The sequence below is a fragment of the Nocardiopsis sp. NPDC006198 genome (assembly GCF_040613895.1).
In the GTDB taxonomy this organism is placed as follows: Bacteria; Actinomycetota; Actinomycetes; order Streptosporangiales; family Streptosporangiaceae; genus Nocardiopsis; species Nocardiopsis tropica.
In genome coordinates this window covers 171,260-195,483 of the sequence record NZ_JBEXSY010000005.1, presented here as the reverse complement: position 1 = coordinate 195,483, position 24,224 = coordinate 171,260, and the positions used below count along the sequence as shown (strand labels likewise).

The 24,224-nt window shown below is 72.9% G+C and carries 20 protein-coding genes and 1 riboswitch; of the genes, 11 read left to right on the top strand and 9 right to left on the bottom strand.

Annotated features, from left to right (window positions below; translation table 11 throughout):
* Positions 1–81: 81 nt before the first annotated feature.
* Positions 82–1,683, top strand: coding sequence for an Nramp family divalent metal transporter (locus ABZ234_RS06145; protein WP_355011204.1), 1,602 nt, complete (start codon positions 82–84; stop codon positions 1,681–1,683).
* Positions 1,683–2,240 carry a hypothetical protein gene (locus ABZ234_RS06140; RefSeq protein WP_267947993.1) on the top strand — a complete coding sequence of 186 codons (558 nt, stop codon included), beginning with the start codon at positions 1,683–1,685 and terminating at the stop codon, positions 2,238–2,240. Before ABZ234_RS06145 ends, ABZ234_RS06140 begins: the two co-directional genes overlap by 1 nt.
* Before the next feature lie 177 nt (positions 2,241–2,417).
* On the opposite strand, the gene ABZ234_RS06135 is transcribed toward ABZ234_RS06140, so the two are convergent.
* Positions 2,418–2,732 carry a multidrug efflux SMR transporter gene (locus ABZ234_RS06135; protein ID WP_267947992.1) on the bottom strand — a complete coding sequence of 105 codons (315 nt, stop codon included), beginning with the start codon at positions 2,730–2,732 and terminating at the stop codon, positions 2,418–2,420.
* 30 nt (positions 2,733–2,762) lie between these two features.
* Positions 2,763–2,826: riboswitch (guanidine-III (ykkC-III) riboswitch) on the bottom strand.
* A gap of 484 nt (positions 2,827–3,310) precedes the next feature.
* Here ABZ234_RS06135 and ABZ234_RS06130 point away from each other — a divergent pair.
* From ABZ234_RS06130 to ABZ234_RS06100, 7 genes are all read left to right on the top strand, one after another.
* A complete protein-coding gene (locus ABZ234_RS06130) occupies positions 3,311–3,709 on the top strand; it encodes a DUF485 domain-containing protein (RefSeq protein ID WP_355011203.1) in 399 nt (132 codons plus the stop codon).
* Positions 3,706–5,406, top strand: coding sequence for a cation acetate symporter (locus ABZ234_RS06125; RefSeq protein ID WP_355011202.1), 1,701 nt, complete (start codon positions 3,706–3,708; stop codon positions 5,404–5,406). The genes ABZ234_RS06130 and ABZ234_RS06125 overlap by 4 nt, the downstream gene beginning before the upstream one ends.
* 323 nt (positions 5,407–5,729) lie before the next feature.
* On the top strand, positions 5,730–6,746 hold the full coding sequence (locus ABZ234_RS06120; RefSeq protein ID WP_344184697.1) for a histidine kinase: 1,017 nt from the start codon (positions 5,730–5,732) through the stop codon (positions 6,744–6,746).
* Positions 6,743–7,570 (top strand): LytTR family DNA-binding domain-containing protein, encoded by an 828-nt coding sequence (locus ABZ234_RS06115; RefSeq protein WP_267947989.1) that lies wholly within the window; start codon positions 6,743–6,745, stop codon positions 7,568–7,570. The genes ABZ234_RS06120 and ABZ234_RS06115 overlap by 4 nt, the downstream gene beginning before the upstream one ends.
* Positions 7,567–7,959 carry a hypothetical protein gene (locus ABZ234_RS06110; RefSeq protein ID WP_355011201.1) on the top strand — a complete coding sequence of 131 codons (393 nt, stop codon included), beginning with the start codon at positions 7,567–7,569 and terminating at the stop codon, positions 7,957–7,959. The genes ABZ234_RS06115 and ABZ234_RS06110 overlap by 4 nt, the downstream gene beginning before the upstream one ends.
* Positions 7,956–9,608, top strand: coding sequence for a cation acetate symporter (locus ABZ234_RS06105; RefSeq protein ID WP_355011200.1), 1,653 nt, complete (start codon positions 7,956–7,958; stop codon positions 9,606–9,608). The genes ABZ234_RS06110 and ABZ234_RS06105 overlap by 4 nt, the downstream gene beginning before the upstream one ends.
* A gap of 77 nt (positions 9,609–9,685) precedes the next feature.
* On the top strand, positions 9,686–10,396 hold the full coding sequence (locus ABZ234_RS06100; protein ID WP_355011199.1) for a hypothetical protein: 711 nt from the start codon (positions 9,686–9,688) through the stop codon (positions 10,394–10,396).
* A gap of 330 nt (positions 10,397–10,726) precedes the next feature.
* On the opposite strand, the gene ABZ234_RS06095 is transcribed toward ABZ234_RS06100, so the two are convergent.
* From ABZ234_RS06095 to ABZ234_RS06080, 4 genes are all read right to left on the bottom strand, one after another.
* On the bottom strand, positions 10,727–11,500 hold the full coding sequence (locus ABZ234_RS06095; RefSeq protein ID WP_267947985.1) for a DUF4239 domain-containing protein: 774 nt from the start codon (positions 11,498–11,500) through the stop codon (positions 10,727–10,729).
* A 312-nt stretch (positions 11,501–11,812) separates the two neighbouring features.
* Positions 11,813–13,630 carry a phosphoenolpyruvate carboxykinase (GTP) gene (locus ABZ234_RS06090; protein ID WP_355011198.1) on the bottom strand — a complete coding sequence of 606 codons (1,818 nt, stop codon included), beginning with the start codon at positions 13,628–13,630 and terminating at the stop codon, positions 11,813–11,815.
* A gap of 606 nt (positions 13,631–14,236) precedes the next feature.
* Positions 14,237–14,797, bottom strand: a complete 561-nt coding sequence (locus ABZ234_RS06085; protein WP_355011197.1) for a hypothetical protein — start codon at positions 14,795–14,797, stop codon at positions 14,237–14,239.
* 423 nt (positions 14,798–15,220) lie between these two features.
* Positions 15,221–16,132 carry a universal stress protein gene (locus ABZ234_RS06080; protein WP_355011196.1) on the bottom strand — a complete coding sequence of 304 codons (912 nt, stop codon included), beginning with the start codon at positions 16,130–16,132 and terminating at the stop codon, positions 15,221–15,223.
* Between the two features lie 223 nt (positions 16,133–16,355).
* Here ABZ234_RS06080 and ABZ234_RS06075 point away from each other — a divergent pair, with 223 nt between their 5' ends.
* Positions 16,356–17,075 carry a DUF998 domain-containing protein gene (locus ABZ234_RS06075; protein WP_355011195.1) on the top strand — a complete coding sequence of 240 codons (720 nt, stop codon included), beginning with the start codon at positions 16,356–16,358 and terminating at the stop codon, positions 17,073–17,075.
* Here ABZ234_RS06075 and ABZ234_RS06070 read toward each other — a convergent pair.
* The gene (locus ABZ234_RS06070; RefSeq protein ID WP_355011194.1) at positions 17,065–19,236 is read right to left on the bottom strand and encodes an AAA family ATPase; all 2,172 of its coding nucleotides are present in this window, start codon (positions 19,234–19,236) and stop codon (positions 17,065–17,067) included. The two genes, ABZ234_RS06075 and ABZ234_RS06070, sit on opposite strands and share 11 nt — an antisense overlap.
* Positions 19,237–19,709: 473 nt before the next feature.
* Positions 19,710–20,615 carry a type I pantothenate kinase gene (coaA, locus tag ABZ234_RS06065; RefSeq protein ID WP_267950234.1) on the bottom strand — a complete coding sequence of 302 codons (906 nt, stop codon included), beginning with the start codon at positions 20,613–20,615 and terminating at the stop codon, positions 19,710–19,712.
* A 331-nt stretch (positions 20,616–20,946) separates the two neighbouring features.
* Between coaA and glmS the strand changes: the two genes are divergently transcribed.
* Positions 20,947–22,800 (top strand): glutamine--fructose-6-phosphate transaminase (isomerizing), encoded by a 1,854-nt coding sequence (gene glmS, locus ABZ234_RS06060; protein WP_355011193.1) that lies wholly within the window; start codon positions 20,947–20,949, stop codon positions 22,798–22,800.
* Positions 22,801–22,899: 99 nt separating this feature from the next.
* Here glmS and ABZ234_RS06055 read toward each other — a convergent pair whose 3' ends face one another.
* Both ABZ234_RS06055 and ABZ234_RS06050 read right to left on the bottom strand, forming a co-directional pair.
* Entirely contained in the window at positions 22,900–23,283 is a 384-nt protein-coding gene (locus ABZ234_RS06055; RefSeq protein WP_344179890.1) for an STAS domain-containing protein, read from the bottom strand.
* A 149-nt stretch (positions 23,284–23,432) separates the two neighbouring features.
* Positions 23,433–23,981: an ATP-binding protein gene (locus ABZ234_RS06050; RefSeq protein WP_355011192.1), complete on the bottom strand. Its 549-nt coding sequence runs from the start codon at positions 23,979–23,981 to the stop codon at positions 23,433–23,435.
* Positions 23,982–24,224 lie beyond the last annotated feature (243 nt).

Below are 24,224 nucleotides of genomic sequence, written 5' to 3'. Positions count from 1 at the left end.
CAGAGAGGTGACCGCACCACCCGGGGGCGCCATGCAAGCAAGCAGCTCGCATCCGCACATCCCACACAGGGAGTTCCACCCATGGATTCCTCACGCCCCGAGACCGGCGGTACGCCGGGTTCCGCCGACAAGTCCCCCACCGACTCGCAGATCCCCTTCGTCCCCGCCCAGCGGCAGCCGAGCACCGTCGAGTCCGACACGTCCTCCACGGCCACCACCGCCGGTGGCGCTCCCCCGCAGGAGGAGCGCGTGTGGAAGGCGGGCCGGCTGGAGCCGATGCCCATCCGCCCCCTCCCGAAGGCTCCCCCCTCGATCCACATCCTCGGACCCACCGTGTTCCTCGTCGCCCTCGGCGTCGGCATGGGCGAGTCCTACATGTGGCCGAGGCTGGTCCTCGTGTTCGGCCCCGAGATCCGCTGGCTGTTCCTGGTCGGCGTCTCCCTGCAGGCCGTGGTCATGCTGGAGATGTCGCGCTACGCGATGGCGACCGGCGAGAGCATCTTCTACGGCGCGGCACGCGTGTTCAAACCGCTGATGTGGTTCTTCTTCCTCACAGCGATCCTGGTCTACATCTGGCCGGGACACCTCTCCGCGGGCGCCTCCGCGTTCGAGCGGGTGACCGGCATCCCCTGGCAGATGACCGCGGTCGCGGGGATGCTCCTCGTCGGCGTGGTGTTCACGCTGGCGAAGGTCATCTACAACCTGTTGGAGAGCGTGCTCTCCATCTGCATCGGCCTCCTGGTCGTCGGGACGTCCGTGGTCGCGGCGATGGTCGGCAACCTCTCCGACCTCACCTCCACCATCAGCGGCATGTTCGCGTTCGGCTACTTCCCGCCCGAGGCGATGACGGCCGCCTGGTTCCCGATCATCGTCGGCTCCGTCGCCTTCGCCGGACCCTCCGGCATGCAGCAGATGTGGTACACCCTGCACCTGCGCGACAAGGGCGCCGGCATGGGCGCGCACATCCCGCAGATCCGGGGGCTCCGGCACTCCGGCGAACAGGAGACCATGCCCTCGCGCGGCTTCATGTTCGACACCTCCGACCCCGCGGAGATGGCGAAGTGGAAGGGCTGGCGGCGCTGGGTCACCTTCGACGCCATGGTGCTGTTCTGGGGCATCACCATGCTGGTGACGATCTCCTTCACCGTCCTGGCCCAGGCCTCCGCCCGATTCGACCCGAACGTGGCCGACCTCATCCGGGCCGGTGACCGCGACGCCTCCCTGGACGCCATGGCCAGCTCCTTCTCCGCCGCGGGGAGCCCGGTCCTGGGGACCGTCTTCTTCTGCTTCATCGCCCTCATCGGGCTCAACGCCACGCTGGGCCTGTTCGACTCCTTCTCGCGCGGCCAGGCCGACATGACCTACAACTTCGTGCCGGGCGCCAAGAGGATCGGCGTCTCGAAGCTGTACGCCATGTTCCTGTGGGGCCTGATCGTCTTCGGCATCCTCGTCCTGCTCTTCGGCCCCGCCGACGGGCCCGCGGCGATCCTGGACGTGCTCGCGTTCCTGTCGGCGTTCGCGATGGGCGCGTACTGCGTGGTGCTGCTGCTGGTCAACAACCTCACCCTGCCCAAGCCGATCCGGCCGGGCATCGTCTCCAACGCCGTCATCGCCTTCGCCGCGCTGTTCTACCTCGGCGCGCTCTTCTACTCGCTGTTCGCCTTCGGGGTCGTGGTGGACTGATGGGCGTCCAGGTCTCCCCCAGAACGTCCGGCGCCCTCCTCCACCACGCCGAGGTCGCGGTGCCCGGGGCGGCGATCGGCCTCGTGGCCGGGCTGTTCGCCGCGGGCGTCGGCGCGTTGGCCGGCCTGCCCGCGCTGCTCAACACCACGGTGGGGGCGGCGCTCGGCCTCCCCCTCGCACTGCTCGGGGCCGGGTACTGCGTGCTGCTCGCCCGAGGCGTGTTCTCGGTCGGCGCGGTGGCCCCCCTCGCGCTGTACTGGCTGGTGGGCTTCCCCCTCGCCCGCCTGTTCGACTCCTACGCCGTGGCACTGGTGTTCGGGAACGACACCGTGCTCCGGGAGCCCCTGCTGTCGTTCCTGACCCTCCAGGCGATGCTCAGCTTCGGCTTCACCATCGGGTTCCTGTGGCTGCACGAGAGGATCGCGCCGCACTGGCTGCTGCGCGTCCGCGGGCACAACCCGGTGGCGGCCGAGCTGGTCGAGCGGTACATGGAGCACGCGGAGCACCTCAACAGGCGTCGGGCCTCCCGGCGCCGTCCCCCGACCGCCCCGTCCTGACGGACACGGCCTGCCCGGTGCGGCGTCCCGCGCCGCACCGGACAGGCCGTCCCATGAGCACCAGGAGTACCGCCCGGCCGGGCCCCGTGCCCGGGCGGGCGTACGGCGCGGGCCGGGCACCGGAGCAACGGACCCGTGTCCGCGCCGTCCCGGTTCCCCTCCGACCGGCGGCCCGGCTCAGTGCAGGACCTTGAGCCCGACCACGCCGGCGACGATGAGGACCAGGCAGAGCCCCTTGAGCGGGCTGAAGCCCTCGCCCAGGAAGAACATGCCGACCAGCGCGGTGCCGACGACGCCGATCGACACCCAGACGGCGTAGCCCGTCCCCAGGGGGATGGTCCGCAGCGCGTACGCCAGCCCGGCCATGCTCAGCGTCAGTGCGGCGCCGAAGGCCACCGTCGGCCACAGGCGCGTGAACCCCTGCGAGGCGTGGAGCGCCGCCGCCCACGCGGTTTCCAGAAGACCGGAGATCACCAGTACAACCCAGGCCATCGACCCGTACCTCCATGACGTGCGTGCAGGAACGCGCCGTCTTGTCGTACCGGGTACGGCGCACCTCGTCCGGGGTCTCACGGATCGCGCCGGCGCGGCGGGGCCGCGCGGGCGGTGATGCCTCGCAACCTACAACCCGCGGGCGCGGGCCGGGCTTCCGGGGCCGCTGGAGAGGTGCGCCACCGCACGTGGGTGCGGTCCCGCCCGTTCACGCCGCACCGGCGGCGTCTCCGGCCGGCCCGCCCGGCAGCGCGCCGGCCCCGGCCCCGCCGCGCCCCTCCGGGCGTACCGTCCGCCGCTCGGGGCCGGACCACGCGGGGTGGGGGACCGGACCGGCACACCGACCCGGGTGGACCGGTGTCCGGCCGCCCGGCGACCGTTCGTCCCGTGCCGCGACCGTTCGTCGCACGGTGGGCGACCGTTCGACGCTCCGCCCCCGCGTTCGGCGCGCACGCGGGCGCGCCCCCTCCTTGGTCGGAGTGCCACTCCTTACAGTGCCGAGTAATACAGATCACACGAAGGAAGCGCGCTCCCGGCAGCGCGGCCGTTCCCGCCATCCCCCGGAGGTACGACCCAGCATGGCCACACAACGCCCACCAGAACCGCCCACCCCTCCCCCGGGGCCCGGGGAGGGATCCCCGGAAGAGCAGCTGTCGGAGGCGGCCGTCATCGCCATGCACAGCGACCCCCGGTTCCAGACTCTGAAGAAGAGCCTGTACAGCTTCATCTTCCCGATGAGCCTGGCGTTCATGGCCTGGTACCTGCTGTACGTGTTCATGACGGCGTTCGCACGCGACCTCATGAGCACGCAGCTCTTCGGGAACGTCAACCTCGCACTGGTCTTCGGCGTGCTCCAGTTCGTGACGACCTTCGGCATCGCCATCCTCTACTCGTCCTACTCGCGCAAGCGGCTCGACACCGCCGCGGCCGTCGTGCGCGAGGCCCTGGAGAACGGTGACGGGGGGAGCGGCAAGTGAACCTCGACAGCGTCCAGTACCTCGCCGACACCGCCGCGGTCAGCGACAGCAGCCGCGCGATCACCATCGGCCTGTTCAGCGTCATCATCGCGGCGACGCTCTACATCACCGTGTGGGCCAGCCGCCGCACCCACAACGCCACCGACTTCCACTCCGGGGGCCGCGGCTTCAGCGCCGTCCAGAACGGCTTCGCGATCGCGGGCGACTACATGTCCGCCGCGTCCTTCCTGGGCATCGCGGGCATGATCGCCCTGTTCGGGTACGACGGCTTCCTGTACTCCATCGGCTTCCTCGTCGCCTGGCTGGTGGCACTGCTCCTGGTCGCCGAACTGCTGCGCAACTCCGGCCGCTACACCATGGGCGACGTGCTCTCCTACCGGATGCAGCAGCGCCCGGTGCGGACCGCCGCGGCCGTCTCCACGGTCACCGTGTCGATCTTCTACCTCCTCGCGCAGATGGTCGGCGCGGGCGCACTGATCTCCCTGCTCATGGGCATCCAGCCCGGCGAGACCTACCTCGGCATGTCGGGTGAGACCGCCAAGATCGTCGGCATCGTCGTGGTCGGCATGCTGATGACGATCTACGTGTCCTTCGGCGGCATGAAGGGCACCACCTGGGTCCAGATCATCAAGGCCATCATGCTGATGACCGGCGCCGCCCTGCTGGTCCTGCTGACCCTGTCGATCTACGGGTTCAACTTCGGCTCCCTGATGAACGACGCGGCCGAGGCCAGCGGCCGGGGCGCGGCGTTCCTGGAGCCCGGCCTGCGCTACGGCGTGGAGGTCCCGGGCGACGCGCTCCAGACCATGTGGAACAAGCTCGACCTGGTCAGCCTGGGCATGGCCCTGGTCCTGGGCACGGCCGGCCTGCCGCACATCCTCATCCGCTTCTACACGGTGCCCGACTCCATGACGGCCCGTAAGTCCGTGAACTGGGCGATCGGCCTCATCGGCACCTTCTACCTGTTCACCCTGGTCCTGGGCTTCGGTGCGGCGGCGATCGTCGGCCACGAGGCCATCACCACGCAGGACGCGGCGGGCAACGCGGCGGCGCCCCAGCTCGCCCAGGCCGTCGGAGAGCGGTTCGGCGGCGAGATGGTGGGGGCGATCCTGCTCGCGCTCATCGCCTCGGTCGCGTTCGCGACGATCCTGTCCACGGTCGCCGGCCTGGTCATCGCCTCGTCCTCCTCCCTCGCGCACGACTTCTACAACTCGGTCCTGCGCAAGGGGAAGGCGACCGACAACGAGGAGGTCCGGGTCGCGCGGCTGTCCGCCGCGGGCATCGGCCTCGTCGCGGTCGTCCTGGCGGTGTTCGCCCAGGGCCTCAACGTGGCCTTCCTGGTGGCCCTGGCCTTCGCCATCGCCGCCTCGGCCAACCTGCCGACGATCCTGCTCAGCCTGTTCTGGAAGCGGTTCAACACCCGCGGTGCGATCGCCGGCATCTACGGCGGCCTGATCAGCGCGGTGGGCCTGGTGTTCTTCTCGCCGGTCGTGTCCGGCTCCGAGACCGCCCTGATCCCCACCATGGACTTCGCCTGGTTCCCGATGCCCAACCCGGCACTGTTCTCCGTGCCTCTGGGCCTCCTGTGCGCCGTCGTCGGCACACTGACCTCCAAGGAGCAGGACTTCGCGAAGTTCGCCCAGCTCCAGGTCCGCGCCCTGTCCGGCGCGGGCGCGGAGAAGGCCTCCGACCACTAGACCGAGCGGCACACCGCCCGCCACCGGACTCGGGCGGCCGTCGGCCCACTCCCGCCGGGGCCCCTCCCGTCCCCGGTCCGGCCGCCGCCCCGAGTCCTCCCGTCCCGGGCCCGTCACCCCTCACCGGGTGGCGGGCCCGAGGCGCGCCCGCGGGGCGAGCACCCGGCCGGCCCTGGCAGAATCAGGAAAGGTGACCCCCGACACGTGAGCGTTGACACATTTTGCTGGGATATGGTCAGTCCGTGTCGTACCGGTGGCTGTCGCGGATATCCCCCTCCCGACGGCGCCCCGCGCCGTCGGAGCAGAGGGCGGGCGTCGATCTGATGCGCCAGGTCCACGCCCTCAGCGTCGACCTCCAGGACGGGCTGCACGGGAGGGGCGTCTTCTCCGCCGCCCGGAGGCTGTCCCGCCTCCTCGCCGCCGACGGCGTCGTCCTCGCCGACCTCGACGGGCCGGTCGCCTCCCACGGCGCCCGGTTCGACGCCGGTGACGTGGCGGGGCTGCTCGCCCAGGTCTTCGAGTACGGCGGCAACGCCCGCAGGCGCCTCCCGGAGGGGGCCTCCGTGTGCGCGGTTCCCCTGACCGTGGCCGACGAGCTGGCGGGGGCCCTGGTCGTGTCCGGCCGCCCCGCGGAGGCCGACGTCGAGGCCGCCGCGGCGCTGGTGTCCGACGCCCTCGACCACGCGGCGCTGCGCCGCACCCGCGACCGGATCGCCGCCGCCGACCTGCGCACGCTCCGCGCCCAGATCTCCCCCCACTTCGTGCACAACGCCCTCGCGGTGATCGCCGCGCTGGTGCGCACCGACCCCGACCGGGCGCGCCACCTGCTGTCGGACTTCGCCGACTACCTGCGCTACGGCTTCTCCGAGAAGGGGGACTACGCGACCGTCTCCGACGAGCTGGAGGCCACCCAGACCTACCTCGAACTCCAACGGGCCCGCTTCCACGACCGCCTGGACATCACCGTGCGCATGGCGCCCGAGGTGCTGCCCGTGGCGATCCCCTTCCTGGTGGTGCAGCCGATCGTGGAGAACGCGATCCGGCACGGGCTGGAGCGCAAGGAGGGCACGGGGCACATCAGCGTCTCCGGGTTCGGCGAGGGACCGCTGTGCGTGATCGAGATCGAGGACGACGGGGTGGGCATGCACCCGGACCTGGCCCGCTCCCTGCTGGCGGGGACCGGGCCCGAGTCGCGCAGCGTCGGGCTGGCCAACGTCGACCAGCGGCTGCGGGCCGTCTACGGACCCGAGTACGGTCTGGTGATCGAGACCGCGCCTGGGGAGGGGACGAAGGTGACCGTGCGCGTACCGAGGTTCACCCGGGGGGTGGTCGCCCAGTGAAGCCCGAGCTGCGGGTGCTGGTCGTCGAGGACGAGGCGTCCACCCGCCAGGAGATGGCGTCGCTGCTGGCCGACATGCCCGAGGTCGCCGAGGTCCACGCGGCCGACAACGGGGCCGCCGCCGTGCGGCTGCTGGGGACGACCACGATCGACGCCGCGTTCCTGGACATCCTCATGCCCGGACTGAACGGCATGGACGTGGCGCGCGTGCTGAGCGTGCTGTCCGAACCGCCCTCCATCGTGTTCGTGACCGCCTCCGAGACCCACGCCGTGGAGGCGTTCGGCATCGGGGCCGTGGACTACCTGCTCAAACCGATCCGCCCCGAGCGCCTGGCCGAGGCCGTGGGCCGCATAGCCCAGCTGCGCCGGCCCGCCGGGGCCGCACCCCCCGCGGAGGACCTGCACGTGGTGCAGATCGACACGGGGCGGCGCACGGTGTTCGTCAAACGCGACGACGTGCAGTTCGTGGAGGCCCAGGGCGACTACGTCCGGCTCCACACCTCCGACGGCACCCACCTCATCCGCCTCTCCCTGTCCTACCTGGAGGAGGTGTGGGAGTCGGCGGGGTTCGTCCGCGTCCACCGGGGGTTCCTCGTCGCCATCCCGTGGGTGCGGGACCTGCGGGTGACCTCCTCGTCCGGCCTGGTCGCCGGGACCCCCGCCGGCGACGTCCCCGTGAGCCGCCGCCACGGCCGCCACCTCCGGGCCCAGCTGCTGGAGGCGGCCCGGCGCGACCAGCTCGGCCGCTCTGCGAACGCGCAGGGCGCGGCGGTGTCGCGGTCCAGGGACGGTGAGCACGACCAGCCCCACCGGCAGGAGCCATGAGCCCGCGCCGTGAGAAGCTGACCAGCCCGCAGACCCGGATCGCGCTCGCCCGGGGGAACCGGCCCGCCCAGCACCTCCTGCCGATCCCCGGCCCGGTGGACACCGAGGCGGCCCGGAAGCTGTTCCACGCCCAGCGGCGGACCGCCGTGCGCACCGTGGCCCTGCTGACGGTCCTGCTGTTCGGGGTGAGCGGCGCCTTCGCCGCCTTCCCCGTGCTCGGCCACGTCCGGCTGGGGGACGTGCCGCTGTCGTGGCTGCTCCTGGCCGCGGGGATCTACCCGCTGCTGTTCGGCCTGGCGCTGTGGCACGTCCGCTCCGCCGAGCGCGTCGAGCGGCGTGCGGCACGGGAGGCGCCGAGGCGGGACGAGGACCCGGGACGGGAGCGGTGACCTCCGTCCTGGCGATAGGCCTCGTCCTGGCGACGAGCCTGGTCATCGGTGTCTACGGGGTGCGCGCCGCCCGCTCGACCTCCGACTTCCTGGTGGCCTCCCGCCGCGTCTCCCCCAACTGGAACGCGCTCGCGATCGCCGGCGAGTACCTGTCCGCCGCGTCCGTGCTGGGGCTCTCCGGCCTGCTGCTCAAGAACGGCCTGGGCACCATGTGGTACGCGGTCGGGTTCGCGGCGGGGTACGTCGCGGTCGTGGCGCTCGTGGCCGGTCCGATGCGCAGGTCGGGGGCGTTCACCGTGCCGGACTTCGCCGAGTACAGGCTGGGCGCGCCGCGGCTGCGCAAGCTGTGCGGGCTGGTCGTCCTGGTGATCATGCTGTTGTACCTGGTCCCCCAGTTCAAGGGGGCGGGGGTGGTGCTGAGCCTGGTCAGCGGAACGCCCTACTGGGTGGGCGTGCTGCTCGCGGGGGTGGTGGTGAGCGGCTCGATCGCCGCGGGCGGCATGCGCTCGGCCACCTACGTGCAGGCCTTCCACTACGTCGTCAAACTCGCGTTCATCGCCGTCCCCGCGATCTACCTGGTGGTGCACGCCGGCCCGGAGACCCGGGCGGAGGCGCTCAACCCCGAGTGGGGCACCCGCTTCCCGGAGGCGACCCCGGTGGAGTTCACCGTGGACACCGACTTCAGCCTGGACGAGCCCGTGACGGTGACGACCCCCTCGGGCGACGGGGTGGAGCTCTCCGCGGGGGAGCACACGGTCGGGCAGGGCACCGAGTACGTCTTCCCCGAGGGCGCGACGATCCCGCACCCCGACGGACTCCCCGAGCTGGGCAGCGAGCGGTGGAGCACCCCGCTCCTGGACGTGGGGGGCTACCCCCTCTTCGAGACGTGGTCGACGCTGCTGGCGATCACGTTCGGCTGCATGGGCCTGCCGCACGTCATCATGCGCTTCCACACGAGCCCCACGGCGCGCACGGCGCGGCGCGTGGCGGTGGGCGTGATCGCCCTGCTCGGACTGTTCTACCTGTTCCCGATGGTGTACGGCCTGCTCGGCCGGGTGCTCACCCCGCAGCTGGTCCTGCTCCAGGGGACCGACACGGTCGCGGTGGTGCTGCCCGCCCAGGCGGTGCCGGGGTCGGTGGGGACGGTGCTGACGGCCCTGGTCGCGGCGGGGGCCTTCGGCGCGTTCCTGTCCACCTCCTCGGGGCTCCTGCTGGCCCTCGCGGGCGGGCTGTCGCACGACCTGTTCCAGGGGAGCGTGCCCAGGCTGCGGCTGGCCGTGGTGGTCGGCGCCGGTGTGGCGGTGCTGCTCGCGCTGCCCGCGCAGATGATCGACATCAACGTGCTCGTGGTGTGGGCGTTCACGGTGGCGGCGTCGACGTTCTGCCCGCTGCTGGTGCTGGGGATCTGGTGGCGGCGGCTCACGCTGGCCGGGGCGGCGTCCGGGCTGGCCGTGGGGGCGGTGACCGCGACGGGCGCGGTCGGCTGGTCGATCCTGTTCACGACCCCCGCCGGGTGGGTGACGGTGCTGCTGGCCCAGCCCGCGGCGTGGACCATACCGCTGGCGTTCGGGACGATGATGGCCGTGTCCGGGCTGACGCGTCCCCCCGACTGGGCCGAGCACGCGGTGCTGCGGCTGCACTCCCCCTGAACCCGCGGTTTCGTGGGCGGGGTCGGCGCCGACCCCGTACGATCACTCCATGACCTGATCACGCCACGAGGAGTAACGTGTTTGCCTCCCGTCACGCCCTTCCCTCCCTGCTCGCGGCGAGCGCGCTGCTGTTCGCCTGCGGCGCGACCCCCTCCCTCGCAGGCGAGGAGAACCCCTCCGTGGACGCGGGCCCCTCGGGGGTGGGCGTGCACGGCGGGGGCGCCTCCGTCGACGTCGGCCCGTCGGGGGTGAGCGTCAACGCCCCCGGCGCCCTGGTGGAGGTCCGGACGGGGTCGTACGTCCTGGTGTGCGCCAACGGCGTGCGGGTGTTGGTCCACCACGGCGAGGCCCCCGCGTGCCCGCCCTACGGCCCTCCCCCGCCCCCGCCCCCGCCCGAACCCGAGGTCCCCCCGGTCCCGGAGGAGCCCGAGCGGCCGGAGGAGCCGCCGCCCCCGGAGGAACCGGAGGAGGAGCCGCCCGGCGGGGCCGCGCCCCCCGGGGAGCCCGCCCCGGGGCCGCGGGAGCAGGAGCCCGCGGCGGCGGAGCCCTCCGGGGCGCCCGCGGCGGACCCGGCGGATCCGGCCGACCCCGCGGATCCGGCGGATCCGCAGGACGGGCCCGAGGCGGTCGAGGCCGCCCGCGAGGAGGTCCTCGCGGACACCTCCGCGGTCTCGGCCCAGGACTCCGGCGGCGCCTTCACACCCCTGCGGACCATGGTGATCGTGGCCGTCGTGGCGGTCGCCGCCGCCGCGGGCGGGGGCCGCGCCGCCGCGCGCGCGTCCGCCTGAGCGGGCCGCCCCGGCGGGCGGGGCCCGGCGGCGTGCGGGAGGCAGTGGCCGCCCCGGCGGACGGGGCCCGCCCCGGGGCGGGCCGACCGAGGACAGGCGGCCGGGGAGCGGCGTCGGAGCGGGATGGCCGTACCCGGCCCCGGACCGGAATCCGGGTGCGGGCCGGGGCCGAGCACGGCGAACCGGTCCGGGTACCCCGGCGCCGGGGGCAGGAGACCGGCCCCGGTGGACCCGGCGCCGGAAGCCGGGCCGACTGGGGCGGGCCGCCCGGAACCGTTGCCGGTGTGCCGTGAGGGGCGGCAGGGCCCCGGACCTCTCCGGTCGGTACGGCTAGCGCGCGCCGATCGCGTCGTCGGCCAGGTCGAAGGCGGCCAGCGCCGCCTCGATCCCCTCGGGATCGTTGGCCAGGACCTCGGTGAACGGGGTGCCCAGGTAGAAGAGCAGCAGGGTCGTGGCGAACACGAACACGAGGTTCACCGACGCCCAGAAGTAGGCCACCTTCGCCCCCCGCTCGATCATGACGAACGGCAGGACCGCGAGGGCCACGGCGGAGACCGCCGCGATGACGAGCAGGATGGACGGGACCCCGTCCCCCGCCGCGTTGCCGCGCTCGATGCGCGCGTCGCTGAGGTTGGTGATCTCCTGCCGGGCGGTCAGCCGGTCCAGGCCGTCCCCCGTGTCGGAGACCGACAGCACCCGGACCGACGCGGCCAGGACGGCGAGGGCGTCGTCGCCCTCGGCGCTCAGCTCCCCGTCCCGCTCCATCCGGGGCCAGTCCTCCTCCACGACGGTGGTCAGGTAGTGGCGCAGCTGGTCGCGCACCACCTCCGCCTCGTCCTCCGGGAAGGCGGTGGTGCTCCAGTACAGCGCCTGGGCCGCACCGGCCTCCGCGGCCACGCCGTCCTCCGCCGCCGTGTAGTCCTCCCAGGCGATCACCACCCCCATGGCGGCCGCCACGAGGTACAGCGCGAGTGCGCAGGGGGCGATGACGACGCCGACGGCGCCGCCCGAGGACTCGTCGCTGACGCGGAACCTCCGGGCGGCGAGCACGGCGCCGCCCACCATGGCGAAGAGGAGGAGAAGGACGAGTGCGAGGGTCATCATGGGTTTCCCAAGGGGGAGAGGGCGGGTCGGTACCCCATCGTTAGCACCGGCCCCCTCCCCGTTGCAGGGAAAAGAGAGAACGTCCCGGTATGTCCACCGACGCCGTGACCAGCGCGGATCACGGCCCGCCGGGACCGTGCACGAGCTCCGCCCGGCTCCTGGGCCGGGACGCCTCCGGGCGGTGACGTACCGGAGCACGCCGCAGAACAGCGCGGGGCGGACGGCCTGAACACGCCGAGGGGGCGCGGGCGCCGCGGCGCCCGCGCCCCCTCGACCACCGGCCCCATGCGCGGAAGGGGGCGGCTCGGACGCCTACCGGTCCAGTCGGGCCAGCAGGGCGTGGTACTCGTCCCAGAGCTCGTCGGGCAGGTGGTCGCCGAAGGTCTTGAAGAACTCGGGCACCAGGGCGGCCTCCTGCTTCCACACGTCGCGGTCGACGGAGAGCAGGAACTCCAGGTCCCGGTCGGACAGGTCCAGGCCCTCGGTGTCGATGCCGTCGGCGGTCGGCAGGTAGCCGATCGGGGTCTCCACGGCCTCGGCCGTGCCCTCCAGCCGCTCGAAGATCCACTTGACGACGCGGCTGTTCTCGCCGAAGCCGGGCCACACGAAGCGGCCGTCGGCGTCCTTGCGGAACCAGTTCACGTAGAAGATCCTCGGCAGCCCGGCCGGGTCGGCGGTGGCGCCGACCTTCAGCCAGTGGGCGAAGTAGTCGCCCATGTTGTAGCCGCAGAAGGGCAGCATGGCGAACGGGTCGCGGCGCAGCTCGCCGACCTTGCCCTCGGCCGCCGCGGTCTTCTCGGAGGAGACGTTGGCGCCCAGGTACACGCCGTGCTGCCAGTCGAAGGACTCGCTGACCAGCGGCACGGCGGTGGCGCGGCGGCCTCCGAAGAGGATGGCCGAGATCGGCACGCCGGCCGGGTCCTCCCACTCGTCGGCGATGGTCGGGGCCTGGCCCGCCGGGGTGGTGAAGCGGGAGTTCGGGTGGGCCGCGGGCTCGGCGGAGTCCGGGGTCCAGGGGCGGCCCTTCCAGTCGGTCAGGTTGGCGGGCGCCTCCTCGGTGAGGCCCTCCCACCACACGTCGCCGTCGTCGGTCAGGGCGACGTTCGTGAAGATGCTGTTGCCCCACAGCGTGTCGATGGCGTTGGCGTTGGTCTTCGCGCCGGTGCCGGGCGCGACGCCGAAGAAGCCGGCCTCGGGGTTGATGGCGCGCAGCCGCCCCTGGGCGTCGAAGCGCATCCAGGCGATGTCGTCGCCGACGGTCTCGACCTTCCAGCCGGGGATGGTCGGCTGGAGCATGGCGAGGTTGGTCTTGCCGCAGGCGCTCGGGAAGGCGGCGGCGACGTAGTGCGAGGCGCCCTCGGGCGAGGTGACCTTGAGGATCAGCATGTGCTCGGCGAGCCAGCCCTCGTCGCGGGCCATCACCGAGGCGATGCGCAGCGCGTAGCACTTCTTGCCGAGCAGGGCGTTGCCGCCGTAGCCGGAGCCGTAGGACCAGATCTCGCGGGTCTCGGGGAAGTGCGAGATGTACTTGGTGGAGTTGCAGGGCCAGGCGACGTCCTCCTGGCCGGGCTCCAGCGGGGCGCCGACGGAGTGGACGGCCTTGACGAACTCGCCGCGCTCCTCGATGAGGCGCAGGGCGGCCGAGCCCATGCGGGCCATGATGCGCATGGAGACGACGACGTACGGGGAGTCGGTGATCTCGACGCCGAGCTGGGAGATGTCGCCGCCCAGCGGGCCCATGCAGAAGGGGACGACGTACATGGTGCGGCCGCGCATGGCGCCCGCGAAGACCTCGCCGAAGGTGGCGCGCATCTCGTCGGGGGCGATCCAGTTGTTGGTCGGGCCCGCGTCCTGCTCGCGCTCGGAGCAGATGTAGGTACGGTCCTCGACCCGTGCGACGTCGCTGGGGTCGGAGGTGCAGTAGAAGCTGTTGGGGCGTTTCTCGGGGTTCAGGCGCGTGAAGGTGCCCTGCTCGACCAGCTGGTCGGTCAGGCGGGTCCACTCCTCGTCGGAGCCGTCGCACCACACGACCTCGTCCGGCCGGGTGAGTTCCGCGATCTCACGGACCCAGGTGACGAGTTCCTCGTGCTTGGTCGGGGCGGCGCCCACGTCGATACCCACGGCAGTCACAGCGGCTCCTCTACGAAAGTCGAGATCTCTCGCATCATGAACGACGACCCCCCGCAGTGACCAATTGGTATAGGCCAATGGTCTATAGCGGTGATGCCGGAGAGTCGGTTTCCACTGCACAGCAAGGGATTCGGGTGGTCCACCGAGGCGCAGGAAACGTCGCGTTCGCTCTCCGTTCCGACACAGCTGGGAGCCGGTTTCCCCTGTCGGGACGGAGACCGCCCCCTCGCTCCCGACACACCGTGCTCTTCGTCACATACCGGCCTCCGGGCGCCTGGGCCGCCACTAGACCTGTGGCGCGGGCGCCTCGGGACCCATCGCGGATCCGCCCATGTGGGCGCGTACGGACCGCCGCGCGGGGCCGGTCCGCCCGGACGCGGACGGGAGGGGTGTGCGGCGGCGAAGGCCGTCCGGACCGGCCGGACCCGGTCGCGCAGGCGTCGGGGGCGGGGGAGGCGGGATCGGTCGGAGAGCGCCGCGAGGCGCGCGGAGGCCGCCGGGGCGGCGCACGGAGGCCGGGTCGGGCCCGGGAGCGGAGAGCGGGGACGCCGCGAGGCGCGCGGGCGTCGGGGCCGGGAGCGCCGGGGCGCTCCGGCGCGGGGGCGGTCAGCCCTGGGGGGCCGCGGCGGGAATGGTGATCGTCCCGCCGTAGACGTCCAGCGCGAACCAGGCCCCGTCGGCGCCCTGGCCGTTGGCCTCACCCGGCGCCGCGTCGCCCGTGTAGGTGTAGAGCGGCCACTCGGCGTAGGTGACCTGGGGCGCCCCGTCCAGCCGGGGAACCGCCGCGACCAGCTCGGGGCGCACGCCCTCGGCGGTCATCGGGACGGCCTCGGTCCCGGCCGCGGTGCGCAGGGGCTCCCACAGTGCGGCGCACTCCTCGACGCAGGTGGGACCGGCCCCCTCGTCCTCGGTGAACAGGTAGAGCGTGTTGCCCCCGCCGTCGGTGAGCAGGAGGCCGAGCACGGGGTGGTCGGCGGCGGACAGGGTGGCCTGGCCGTCGACCAGCGCCGCCCTCTGCTCCTCCGACTCGGTCGCCTCGGGGGCGCCGGTCGCCGCGACGGGCCCGGCGGGCTCCTCCTCACCGGTTGCGGCGCCGGCGCCGCAACCGGTGAGGAGCCATGACACGGCCATTCCGGCGGCGAGGACGCCCTTCGCGGAACCGTTCACGACTTCCCCCGTCGATTCTCGACTGCTCTGCTGTTCGGCGCGGCCACTGCAAGTGAAAAGAGTATGGACGACGCGGGCCTTGTCCCGCGAGTAAAATAGGACGCCTTTTCCCGGGCTCTCCGCTGAACTGCGGCTTCGCGCGAAAAAACCTGCGCCCCGGGCGCGGGCACCGGCAGTGCGGGCGCCTCCCGCACCACGGGCCCTGCCTCGGATCCGGCCCCTTCGGACCCCGCTCCCGCGTCCCGTGCCGGCCGCCCGGCCTCCCCATTCGATCCGGCCGCCGGATATCCGCAGAATAGGGGCCGCGATTGTTCGGCCGCCGAAAAGCGTTTCACCGGAGCGGACCGCCGGAAACGCCTTTACGCGGCCGGGACCGCGCCCTTCACGAAGGGCCACGCCCCGGCGCGCGTCCGCCCCCGGGGGTCACCGCAGGATCGCGACCGGGCCGCGCGCGCCGTGCAGGACGGAGTGGCTCACCGACCCGAGCAGCAGCCCCCGGAACCCCCCGCGTCCGCGCGACCCCACCACGATGAGGTCGGCGGGCGTGGCCTCCTCCAGGAGGGCCACCACCGGGTGCGCGCGCACGACCCGGGTGCTCACCGCCACGCCCGGGTGGTTCAGGCGGGCGTCCGCCAGCTCGTCCTCCAGTGCCTGGCGGGCCGCCTCCGCCGCGGTCGCGTCGTCGAACAGCTCCGGCGGGATCGGCCCGGTCGCGGCGGCGAACGCCACCAGGGGCTGCCAGGCGCTCACCGCGACCAGTTCGGCCCCGGCGAACTCCGCCTGCCCGAAGGCGAAGTTCGCCGCCCTCCTGCTGGGTTCGGACCCGTCGACGCCGACGATCACCCGGCCGCGCACCCCGTGCGCCGCGGCGTGGTCGCGGGGCAGCACCACCACGGGGACGGGCGAGCGTGCGGCCAGTTCGATGCCCACGGAACCGACGAACGCCGCGACGATCCCGCTCAGGCCGCGCGACCCCACGACCACGGCGACGGCGCCCTCCGCGGCCGCCTCCGCCAGCAGCGCCTCCACCGGGCGCGCGTACGACAGGCGGGTCTCCACGCGGAGTTCGGGGAAGAGCCGCCCGACCCAGTCGCCGGCGTACCCCAGCAGCTTCTCGGTGTTCTGCGTGTCGGTCTCGTCGGGGGGCTCCGCCCGGTCGGTCCACCCGTGCCCGCCGAAGACGCCCGCCGAGGCCACCGGCCCGGCGGCGGCGACGATCCGCAGACCGAGACCCCGCAGCGCCGCCTGGTGCGCCGACCATTCCAGCGCGTGGCGGCTGGACTCCGTGCCGTCGACCCCCACGATCACCCATCGCGTCGTGGATGCGCCGTCCATGCGTGCGCCCTTCTCGTCGGTCGTCCCGTATCCCGCGTGTCCGCCGGTGTCCCCCGATGATGCCGGGTGAACACTCAACCGCGGATAACAGTGCCGCCGCGAGTTGGGTGACGTCGGGTCCCGAAAAGCGTAGGGTCCCAGGACAGCGGTGTTTCGACGGCGACCTCGCCGGTGTGTCCCGCCCGGGGGGACGGGTGGGACAACCGTGAGAGCAGGGGGCACGATGCCAAACTCCGGGCAGCTGCACTGGGACTCCAGGGACGGCAGGGTCGCCGCGGTCGCGGCCGCCGTCGCCTACAGCCTGTGGACGCTGGAAGTCGTCCTCCCCGGCGGCGGGACGGCCGCCCAGGGCGCGCTGGCGGACCCGGACGCGGCCTTCGGCCGCTTCCTGGACAGCGCGCACCGCGTGGCCGCCATCCTGGTGGTGGTCGCCGCCGCGCTGGGGCTGGCCATGGGAGCCCGGGAGACCGTCCCGTGGCTCACGGTCTCGTGGTGGTCCATGGCCGTGTTCGGCGCCGCCTCTCTGGTGGCGGCGGTACTGCCCGGGCGGTGCGTGGTGGCCACCGACGCGGCGTGCGCGGCGGAGTCGCTGGCGGAGGGGGCGGGCGGCACGACCGCGGCCCAGGGCGTGTTCGCCCTGGTCGCCATCCTCGCCGCCCTGGTCGGGGTCGCGATGCTGGCGGTGGACCGGTACCGGGCCGGGGACCGGGCGTGGCCGCTCGTCGCGGTCGTGGCGGTGCTCCAGGCGGTGGCCGCCGTCGCCGTCCTGGTCCTGGCCTTCCGGGTGTACGCGGCGGCGGCCGGGGACGGCCCCGGCGCCGCCCCCGGCCTGCTGGAACGCGCCCACCTGGTGACGGTCGCGCTGTGGCTGCTCGCCGCGGGGCTCCTGCGCGGCCCGTGGAGGCACACCGGGCCCGCCCGGCCCGCGGACCTCAGCCCGTGACGGCGTCGCGCAGCGCCTCCGGGAGGGGGCGCTCGTGCACCACGTGCAGTGTGCTGACCGCCCGGGTGAGCACCACGTAGAGCCGGTTCACGCCCCGTTCCTCCGCGTCGACCACCGCGGCGGGCTCGGCGACCACGACGGCGTCGAACTCCAGGCCCTTGGCGAGGGACGCGGGCACGGCCACCAGGCGGCTCGCGTCCAGCCCGGCGCCGTCCTCCCCGAGCAGCGGTACGGGCAGGCCCTCGGCGGCGAGGTCCGCCCTCAGCGCGGCGAGGCCGGCGTCGGCGGCGATGAGGCCGACGGAGCCCTCCCCCTCCAGTGCGGTGCGGCACGCGTCCGCCACGGCCGCCGCCAGCCCTCCGGCCGCCGGGGTGACACGGAGCGACCCGGGTGAGCGGCGCACCGCCACCGGGGCGCCGAGCCCGGGGGCGATGGCGGGCAGGAGCCGGGCCGCGAAGTCGATGATCTGGGCCGGGACGCGGTACCCCCGGTCCAGGACCCTGAGGTGGCCGGTGGGCTTGCCGAGGTGTTCCAGGAGCGTGGACCAGTTCGCGGCGGCCGAGGGGCTGGTGCCCTGGGCGATGTCGCCGAGGACCGTGAGCGAGCCCGAGGCGCACCGGCGGCCGACGGCGCGGCACTGCATCGGGCTCAGGTCCTGCGCCTCGTCCACCACGATGTGGCCGAGACCGGCGGGGCGCCCGATCAGGGCCGAGGCCTCGTCGATGAGTGCCAGGTCCTCCTCCGACCAGCGGGCGCTCCGGGGGCCGCGGGGCCGCCCCGGGAGGAGGACGGCGGCCTGCTCCTCCGGGCTCAGGAGGCCGTCGGCGGCACGGGCGAGCCGTTCGGGGTCGGTGAGCAGGCCGAGCACGAGCTTGATCGGGTCGGCCTTGGGCCACATGGCGGTGACCGCGGACCGCACGGCCGGATCGCGGCGCACCTGCGCGTGGGTGCGGTCGTCGCACGCCTCCCCCTCGCCCTCCATGAGGCTCAGGACGGCGTGGGCGATGCGGTGGGAGAGGAGTTCACGACCGGAGCCGTAGGCGACGCCCCGCTCGGCGAGCTCGTCCAGGAGCGGGCGCAGGTCCTCCGGGTACAGGCGCCAGCGGCGCGAACCGCGGCGGACCATGACGGCCTCCTCCGGGGTGCGCAGGTGGGACCACAGGTCGCGGCGCAGGACCTCGGCCATGCGCGCCCGGCCCTTGACCCGGGCGGCGGCGGGTTCCTCGACCCGTCCGATCCACCCGGCCGCGGGGCGGGAGCGCTCGGGCAGGTCGCGGGTGAGCAGCTCGGTGACGGTGGTCTGGTGGACGTCGACCTCGCCGAGCGCGGGCAGGACGTCGTGGATGTAGGAGAGGAAGGAGCGGTTGGGCCCGATGATGGCCACACCGCTGCGGGACAGCCGTTCGCGCTCCGTGTAGAGGAGGAAGGCGATGCGGTGCAGGCCCACCGCGGTCTTGCCGGTGCCGGGCGCCCCCTGGACGCACAGGGTGGTGCCGAGCGGTGCGCGGACGAGGTCGTCCTGCTCGGGCTGGATGGTGGCGACGATGTCGCGCATGGGGCCGGTGCGGGGGCGCTCGATCTCCGCGTTCAGGAGTTCGCCCCCGCCCTGGCCGGTCTCGGGCGGGGCGTCGGTCAGCGCCTCGTCCTCGAAGGCGGTGAGCAGCGCCTCGGGTTCGGCGTCCGGTCCCGGGGTGACGGTGGTGAAGCCGTAGCGGCGCCGGACCCGGACGGACATCCGGTCCTGGGGCGAGGCCCGGTAGTAGGCGACGCAGATCGGGGCGCGCCAGTCCAGGACCATGGGGCGCCCGGACCTGTCGTGGATGTGGCGGCGGCCGATCTGGACGCGGTCGGCGTCGGCGGAGCCGTCCGGGGCGGGGGCGCCGCCGGGGTCGTCGTCGAAGAAGACGGTGCCGGGGTCGAAGTCGAGGCGGCCGAAGAAGAGGGGCGCGCCCGGCACCTCGGCCAGGGCGGCGAGACGCCGCTCGCGGCCGCGGCGGAGGGCCGCGTTGGTGACCTTGTCGTTGACGACGTCGCCCAGCACGAGTTCGTTGCCGGCGACCTCCTCGCGCATCCGCCGCAGGGCCTCGCGGGCGGCGGTGAGCCGGTCGCGTTCGGCCTGGAGCGCGTCGTTCGAGGGAACGGAGGGATCGGTGGTGGTCATGACGAAGACCTCGGGAGGTTCGGCGGGACAGTGGCGCGGCGACGCGCGTGCGCTGGTCCCGCCCCGGAGCCCGCGAGTGGCCCGGTTCGTTCCGATCCTTGAGAGCGCACGACACCCGGTGAAGGGGCGCGGCCGAAAAGAGAGACCACACTAACCCGCCGTCCGGCCCCGGCCAAACCGGCCTCCCGCGCAGCGAGCCCGCGAGCTCGCCGAGGGACGCGCCGGACCCCTGCAGGAGGAGACAAGCCGCGAGCGAGGAACGAGCGACAGGCGCAGACGACGACGAAGGGGGCCGGCCCGAAGCGTCCCGAGCCCGCGAGCTCGCCGAGAACACCGAGGGACGCGCCGGACCCCTGCAGGAGGAGACAAGCCGCGAGCGAGGAACGAGCGACAGGCGCAGACGACGACGAAGGGGGCCGGCCTGAAGCGTCCCGAGGCCGCGCAGCGAGCCCGCGAGCTCGCCAAAAACACCGTCAGGTCTTGCGCAGCCGCACCCGCCGGACGCGGTGGTCGTCCCCCTTGTAGAGGATGAGGGTGGCGCGCCCCCGCGTCGGGCGGATGTTCTCGACGAGGTTGACCTCGTTGATGGTGCGCCAGGTGTTGGCGGCGAACTCCAGGGCCTCTTCCTCGCGGATGGTGGTGGCCATGTGGTGGAAGTAGGAGCGGGGGTCGGAGAACGCGGTCCGGCGCAGTTCGCGGAAGCGGTCGAGGTACCAGTTGCGGATGTTCTCGACCTTGGCGTCGACGTAGATGGAGTAGTCGAAGAAGTCGGCCACGGCCAGGCGTCCCGCGGTGGCGGGCTGGAGGACGTTGATGCCCTCGACGATGAGGATGTCGGGGCGGTGCACGGACTGCCGTTCGCCCGGGACGATGTCGTAGTTCAGGTGGGAGTAGACGGGGATGTCGATGCGGTCGGCCCCGGCCTTCATCTCCGACACGAAGCGCACGAGCGCGCGGCGGTCGTAGCTCTCCGGGAAGCCCTTGCGCCGCATGAGTCCCCGCGACTCCAGGACGGAGTTGGGGTACAGGAAGTTGTCGGTGCTGACCAGTTCCACGTTCGGGTGGTTGGGCCACTGCGCGAGGAGGGAGCGCAGGAGCCGCGCCGTGGTGGACTTGCCCACGGCGACGCTGCCCGCGACGCCGATGATGAACGGCGCCGGGCGGTCCGCCTCGCCGAGGAAGGCGCGGACGGCGGCGTGCCGCTGCTGGGTCGCGCCCACGTAGAGGTTCAGCAGGCGCGACATCGGCAGGTAGACGTCCCGCACGTCCTCCAGGGAGGTGGGGTCGGTGGTACCGCGGAGCTCTGCCAGGTCGGCCTCTGTCAGGGAGAGGGGTGTGGAGGCCCGCAGGGCCGCCCAGGCCGCCCGGTCCAGCTCCACGTACGGTGAGGAGAGGCCGTTCTTCGTCGTGTGAGACACGAATGACCACCCTAGACGAGGGGGTCGTCCGGATTCGGCAGCCGGTCCCCGCTAGCCCCGAACCGGGGCGGAACGTGCCCGAAACCACACGTTCACGGTGGTGTCTCCAAAGGTTTTTCGGCGGGTCGCGAGCCGGGGGAAATCGGTTCCACTCGGCGCCCCCGCATGCCCCCCACCTGCGTGGTATGGCCCCCATGCACCAAATGGTCTATACCGCCACCTGCGAAAACAACCAGTGGTATGGGTAGGTGGTTGGTCGATCCGGCGTCCTTTTTCGCCTACGCTGGCGGCCATGTGCGGAATCGTTGGCTACGTCGGGCCGCAACCGGCGCTTCAGGTCGTCGTGGACGGCCTCGCAAGGTTGGAGTACCGCGGATATGACTCCGCGGGTGTGGCGGTGCTGGGCGACGGCGCCCTGCGCACGGAGAAGCGCGCGGGCAAGCTCGCCAACCTGCGCCGGGCCCTGGAGGAACGGCCGATCTCCGGCGAGGGGGCCGGTATCGGGCACACGCGTTGGGCCACCCACGGTGCCCCGAACGACGTCAACGCCCACCCCCACGTGGACAACGGCGGACGTGTCGCGATCGTCCACAACGGCATCATCGAGAACTTCGCGGCGCTCCGTCTGGAGCTGGAGGAGCAGGGCTGCAAGTTCCTCTCCGAGACCGACACCGAGGTGACCGCGCACCTGCTCAGCACCGAGCTGGCTGAGCGCGGCGACGGGGACCTGCCCGCGGCCATGCGCGCGGTGTGCAAGCGGCTGGAGGGCGCTTTCACCCTGGTCGCGACGTCCGTGGACAACCCCGACCTGGTGGTGGCCGCCCGTCGCAACTCGCCGCTGGTCGTCGGCCGCGGCGTGGGCGAGAACTTCCTGGCGAGCGACGTGGCCGCGTTCATCGCGCACACCCGCGAGGCGGTCGAGCTGGGCCAGGACCAGGTGGTCGAGCTGCGGCCGGACTCCGTGGTCGTCACCGACTACGAGGGCAACCCCGTCGAGGTCCGCGAGTACCACGTCGACTGGGACGCGTCCGCCGCCGAGAAGGGCGGCTACGACTACTTCATGCTCAAGGAGATCGTCGAGCAGCCGCGCGCGGTGGCCGACACGCTCCTGGGCCGCCTGTCGGTCGACGGGCTGCTGACCCTGGACGAGATGCGGCTGACCCCGGAGGACCTGCGCTCCGTCGAGAAGATCGTCATCATCGCCTGCGGGACCTCGTACCACGCGGGCCTGATCGCCAAGTACGCCATCGAGCACTGGTGCCGCATCCCGTGCGAGGTCGAGGTGGCCAGCGAGTTCCGCTACCGGGACCCGATCCTGGACCAGCAGACCCTGGTCATCGCAATCTCCCAGTCCGGCGAGAGCATGGACACCCTGATGGCGGTCCGCTACGCCCGGGAGCAGCGCGCCCGCGTGCTGGCGATCTGCAACGTGAACGGGTCGACCATCCCCCGCGAGTCCGACGGCGTCCTGTACACGCACGCGGGCCCCGAGGTCGGGGTGGCCGCCACCAAGACCTTCATGACCCAGCTGATCGCCTGCTACCTCGTCGGCCTGTACCTGGCCCAGGTGCGCGGGCTGAAGTTCGGCGACGAGATCACGGCGGTCATCGCCCAGCTCGCCACGATGCCGGAGCAGGTCGACAAGGTCCTGAAGACGGTGGAGCCGGTCCGCGAGCTGGCCCGCTCGCTCTCCGACGCCGACACGGTGCTGTTCCTGGGCCGCCACGTGGGCTACCCGGTGGCGATGGAGGGCGCGCTCAAGCTCAAGGAGCTGGCGTACATGCACGCCGAGGCTTTCGCGGCCGGCGAGCTGAAGCACGGCCCGATCGCGCTGATCGAGGACGGCCTGCCGGTCGTCGTCGTGGTGCCCTCCCCGAAGGGCCGCAGCGTGCTGCACGACAAGATCGTGTCGAACATCCAGGAGGTGCGCGCCCGCGGCGCCCGCACCATCGTGATCGCCGAGGAGGGCGACGAGGCTGTGCGCCCGTACTCGGACGTGCTCATCGAGATCCCGGCGGTGCCGACCCTGCTCCAGCCGGTCGTCGCGACGATCCCGATGCAGGTGTTCGCGTGCGAGCTGGCCCTGGCCAAGGGCAACGACGTGGACCAGCCGCGCAACCTGGCCAAGAGCGTCACGGTCGAGTAGGGGGGACATCCCTCCTGGGGGCGCTTCCGGCACGGCCGCCGGGGGCGCCCCCTTCGCGTGCGGCGTCCGGCCGCCGGGGCGCCCACCGAGGGGGTCGGGTCAGCGCAGGGCGCCGGGCGGGTGTCCGTGGCGGGGCGCCGCGTGGGCGGCGACCGCCGCGGCGACGCCGTCGTGGGTCGCCAGGACGTCGCGCAGGCCCAGGACGTCGAGGATCCGCGAGAGCTGGCGGGTGGGCCCGGCCAGGAGGAGGTGGTGCTGGACCCTCGTGGCTCCGCGCAGTGCGCGGACGAGCATGTTGACGCCGGAGGCGTCGATGAACTCCACGGCGGACAGGTCGACGACGACGCAGCCGTCCGCCGTGGCCGCGGTGATCCGGGCGAGCGCCCTCTCCGCGGTGGCGATGTCGATCTCACCGGTCAGTCCGACGACGGTGGTGGTCCCGTCGCAGAGGAACTGGTCCTGTTCCGTGTCCAGCACGGCCACGCCTCGCTCCCGGGATGGGGTGTGGGAAAGTCCTGTCACGACGCGGTCGGTCAAATACCGACATGCGTTGACAGCCTACTCTTCCCGGGCGGCTCCGCCGCGTCGTCCACAGCTCCCGAGGCACCGCGGCTGCGCGGTTGCGGGGTGCGTCAGCCCTCGCCGCCGCACACGGCCCAGACGACCTTGCCGCCGCGGCCGAGCGGGTTCCATCCCCATTCGCGGCTGAACGCCGCGACCAGTCCGAGGCCGCGGCCGGACTCGGCGAAGTGGTGCGCGTCCATCTTGACCGGCGCCTTCGAGCTCTCGTCGGCAACCATGCACAGGACCCCGCCGCGCTCGCCCAGGCGGCGCAGTTCGACCACCACCGGAACGCCCGCGGGGTCCCCGTCCCCCGTCACGGCGTGGCGGCAGGAGTTGCCGACGAGCTCGGAGACGATCAGCCGAACGTCCTCCTGCACGTCCTCGACGCCCCACTCCTCCAGGACGGACGCGGCGAAACCGCGTGCCCGGCGGACCGAGCCGGGGACGGAGCCGAACGCCCTGGCGGCGCCCTCCTGGGACCGGGAGACCTGGCCGACGGAGAGACGGCACGGCGGGTGGTTCCACCAGGACGGGAGGTCGTCCGACGCCTCCGCGAGGGAGGGACGACTCCAGGACGGCCCGGAGTCCAGCTCCGAGGACACCAGCTCTGCGTTCATCACGGTCCTCACGAGGGTGATGGCGGGTTCGCGCGGACTTGTCTGACGCGACCCCTGTGGCTTACATCTGTAAGACACGGATGCACGTGCAGTTCAACGTCCGGGCAAGACTATAGGACGAACGACCCTTATCGGTAGATCCTCGTCAAAGAATTCCCACACGGGGACGCGCGTTTACTCCAAGCCCAGAAGAGGCGCTTAGGCCACGAACCAATCCCCCCTCGCCCCTGTCCGCAACCTCGG

Coding starts and splice junctions, on each gene's coding strand:
- ABZ234_RS06145 (WP_355011204.1), top strand. CDS start 82: ATGGATTCCTCACGCCCCGAGACCGGCGGTACGCCGGGTTCCGCCGAC.
- ABZ234_RS06140 (WP_267947993.1), top strand. CDS start 1,683: ATGGGCGTCCAGGTCTCCCCCAGAACGTCCGGCGCCCTCCTCCACCAC.
- ABZ234_RS06135 (WP_267947992.1), bottom strand. CDS start 2,732: ATGGCCTGGGTTGTACTGGTGATCTCCGGTCTTCTGGAAACCGCGTGG.
- ABZ234_RS06130 (WP_355011203.1), top strand. CDS start 3,311: ATGGCCACACAACGCCCACCAGAACCGCCCACCCCTCCCCCGGGGCCC.
- ABZ234_RS06120 (WP_344184697.1), top strand. CDS start 5,730: ATGCGCCAGGTCCACGCCCTCAGCGTCGACCTCCAGGACGGGCTGCAC.
- ABZ234_RS06110 (WP_355011201.1), top strand. CDS start 7,567: ATGAGCCCGCGCCGTGAGAAGCTGACCAGCCCGCAGACCCGGATCGCG.
- ABZ234_RS06095 (WP_267947985.1), bottom strand. CDS start 11,500: ATGATGACCCTCGCACTCGTCCTTCTCCTCCTCTTCGCCATGGTGGGC.
- ABZ234_RS06080 (WP_355011196.1), bottom strand. CDS start 16,132: ATGGACGGCGCATCCACGACGCGATGGGTGATCGTGGGGGTCGACGGC.
- ABZ234_RS06075 (WP_355011195.1), top strand. CDS start 16,356: ATGCCAAACTCCGGGCAGCTGCACTGGGACTCCAGGGACGGCAGGGTC.
- ABZ234_RS06070 (WP_355011194.1), bottom strand. CDS start 19,236: ATGACCACCACCGATCCCTCCGTTCCCTCGAACGACGCGCTCCAGGCC.
- glmS (WP_355011193.1), top strand. CDS start 20,947: ATGTGCGGAATCGTTGGCTACGTCGGGCCGCAACCGGCGCTTCAGGTC.
- ABZ234_RS06050 (WP_355011192.1), bottom strand. CDS start 23,981: ATGAACGCAGAGCTGGTGTCCTCGGAGCTGGACTCCGGGCCGTCCTGG.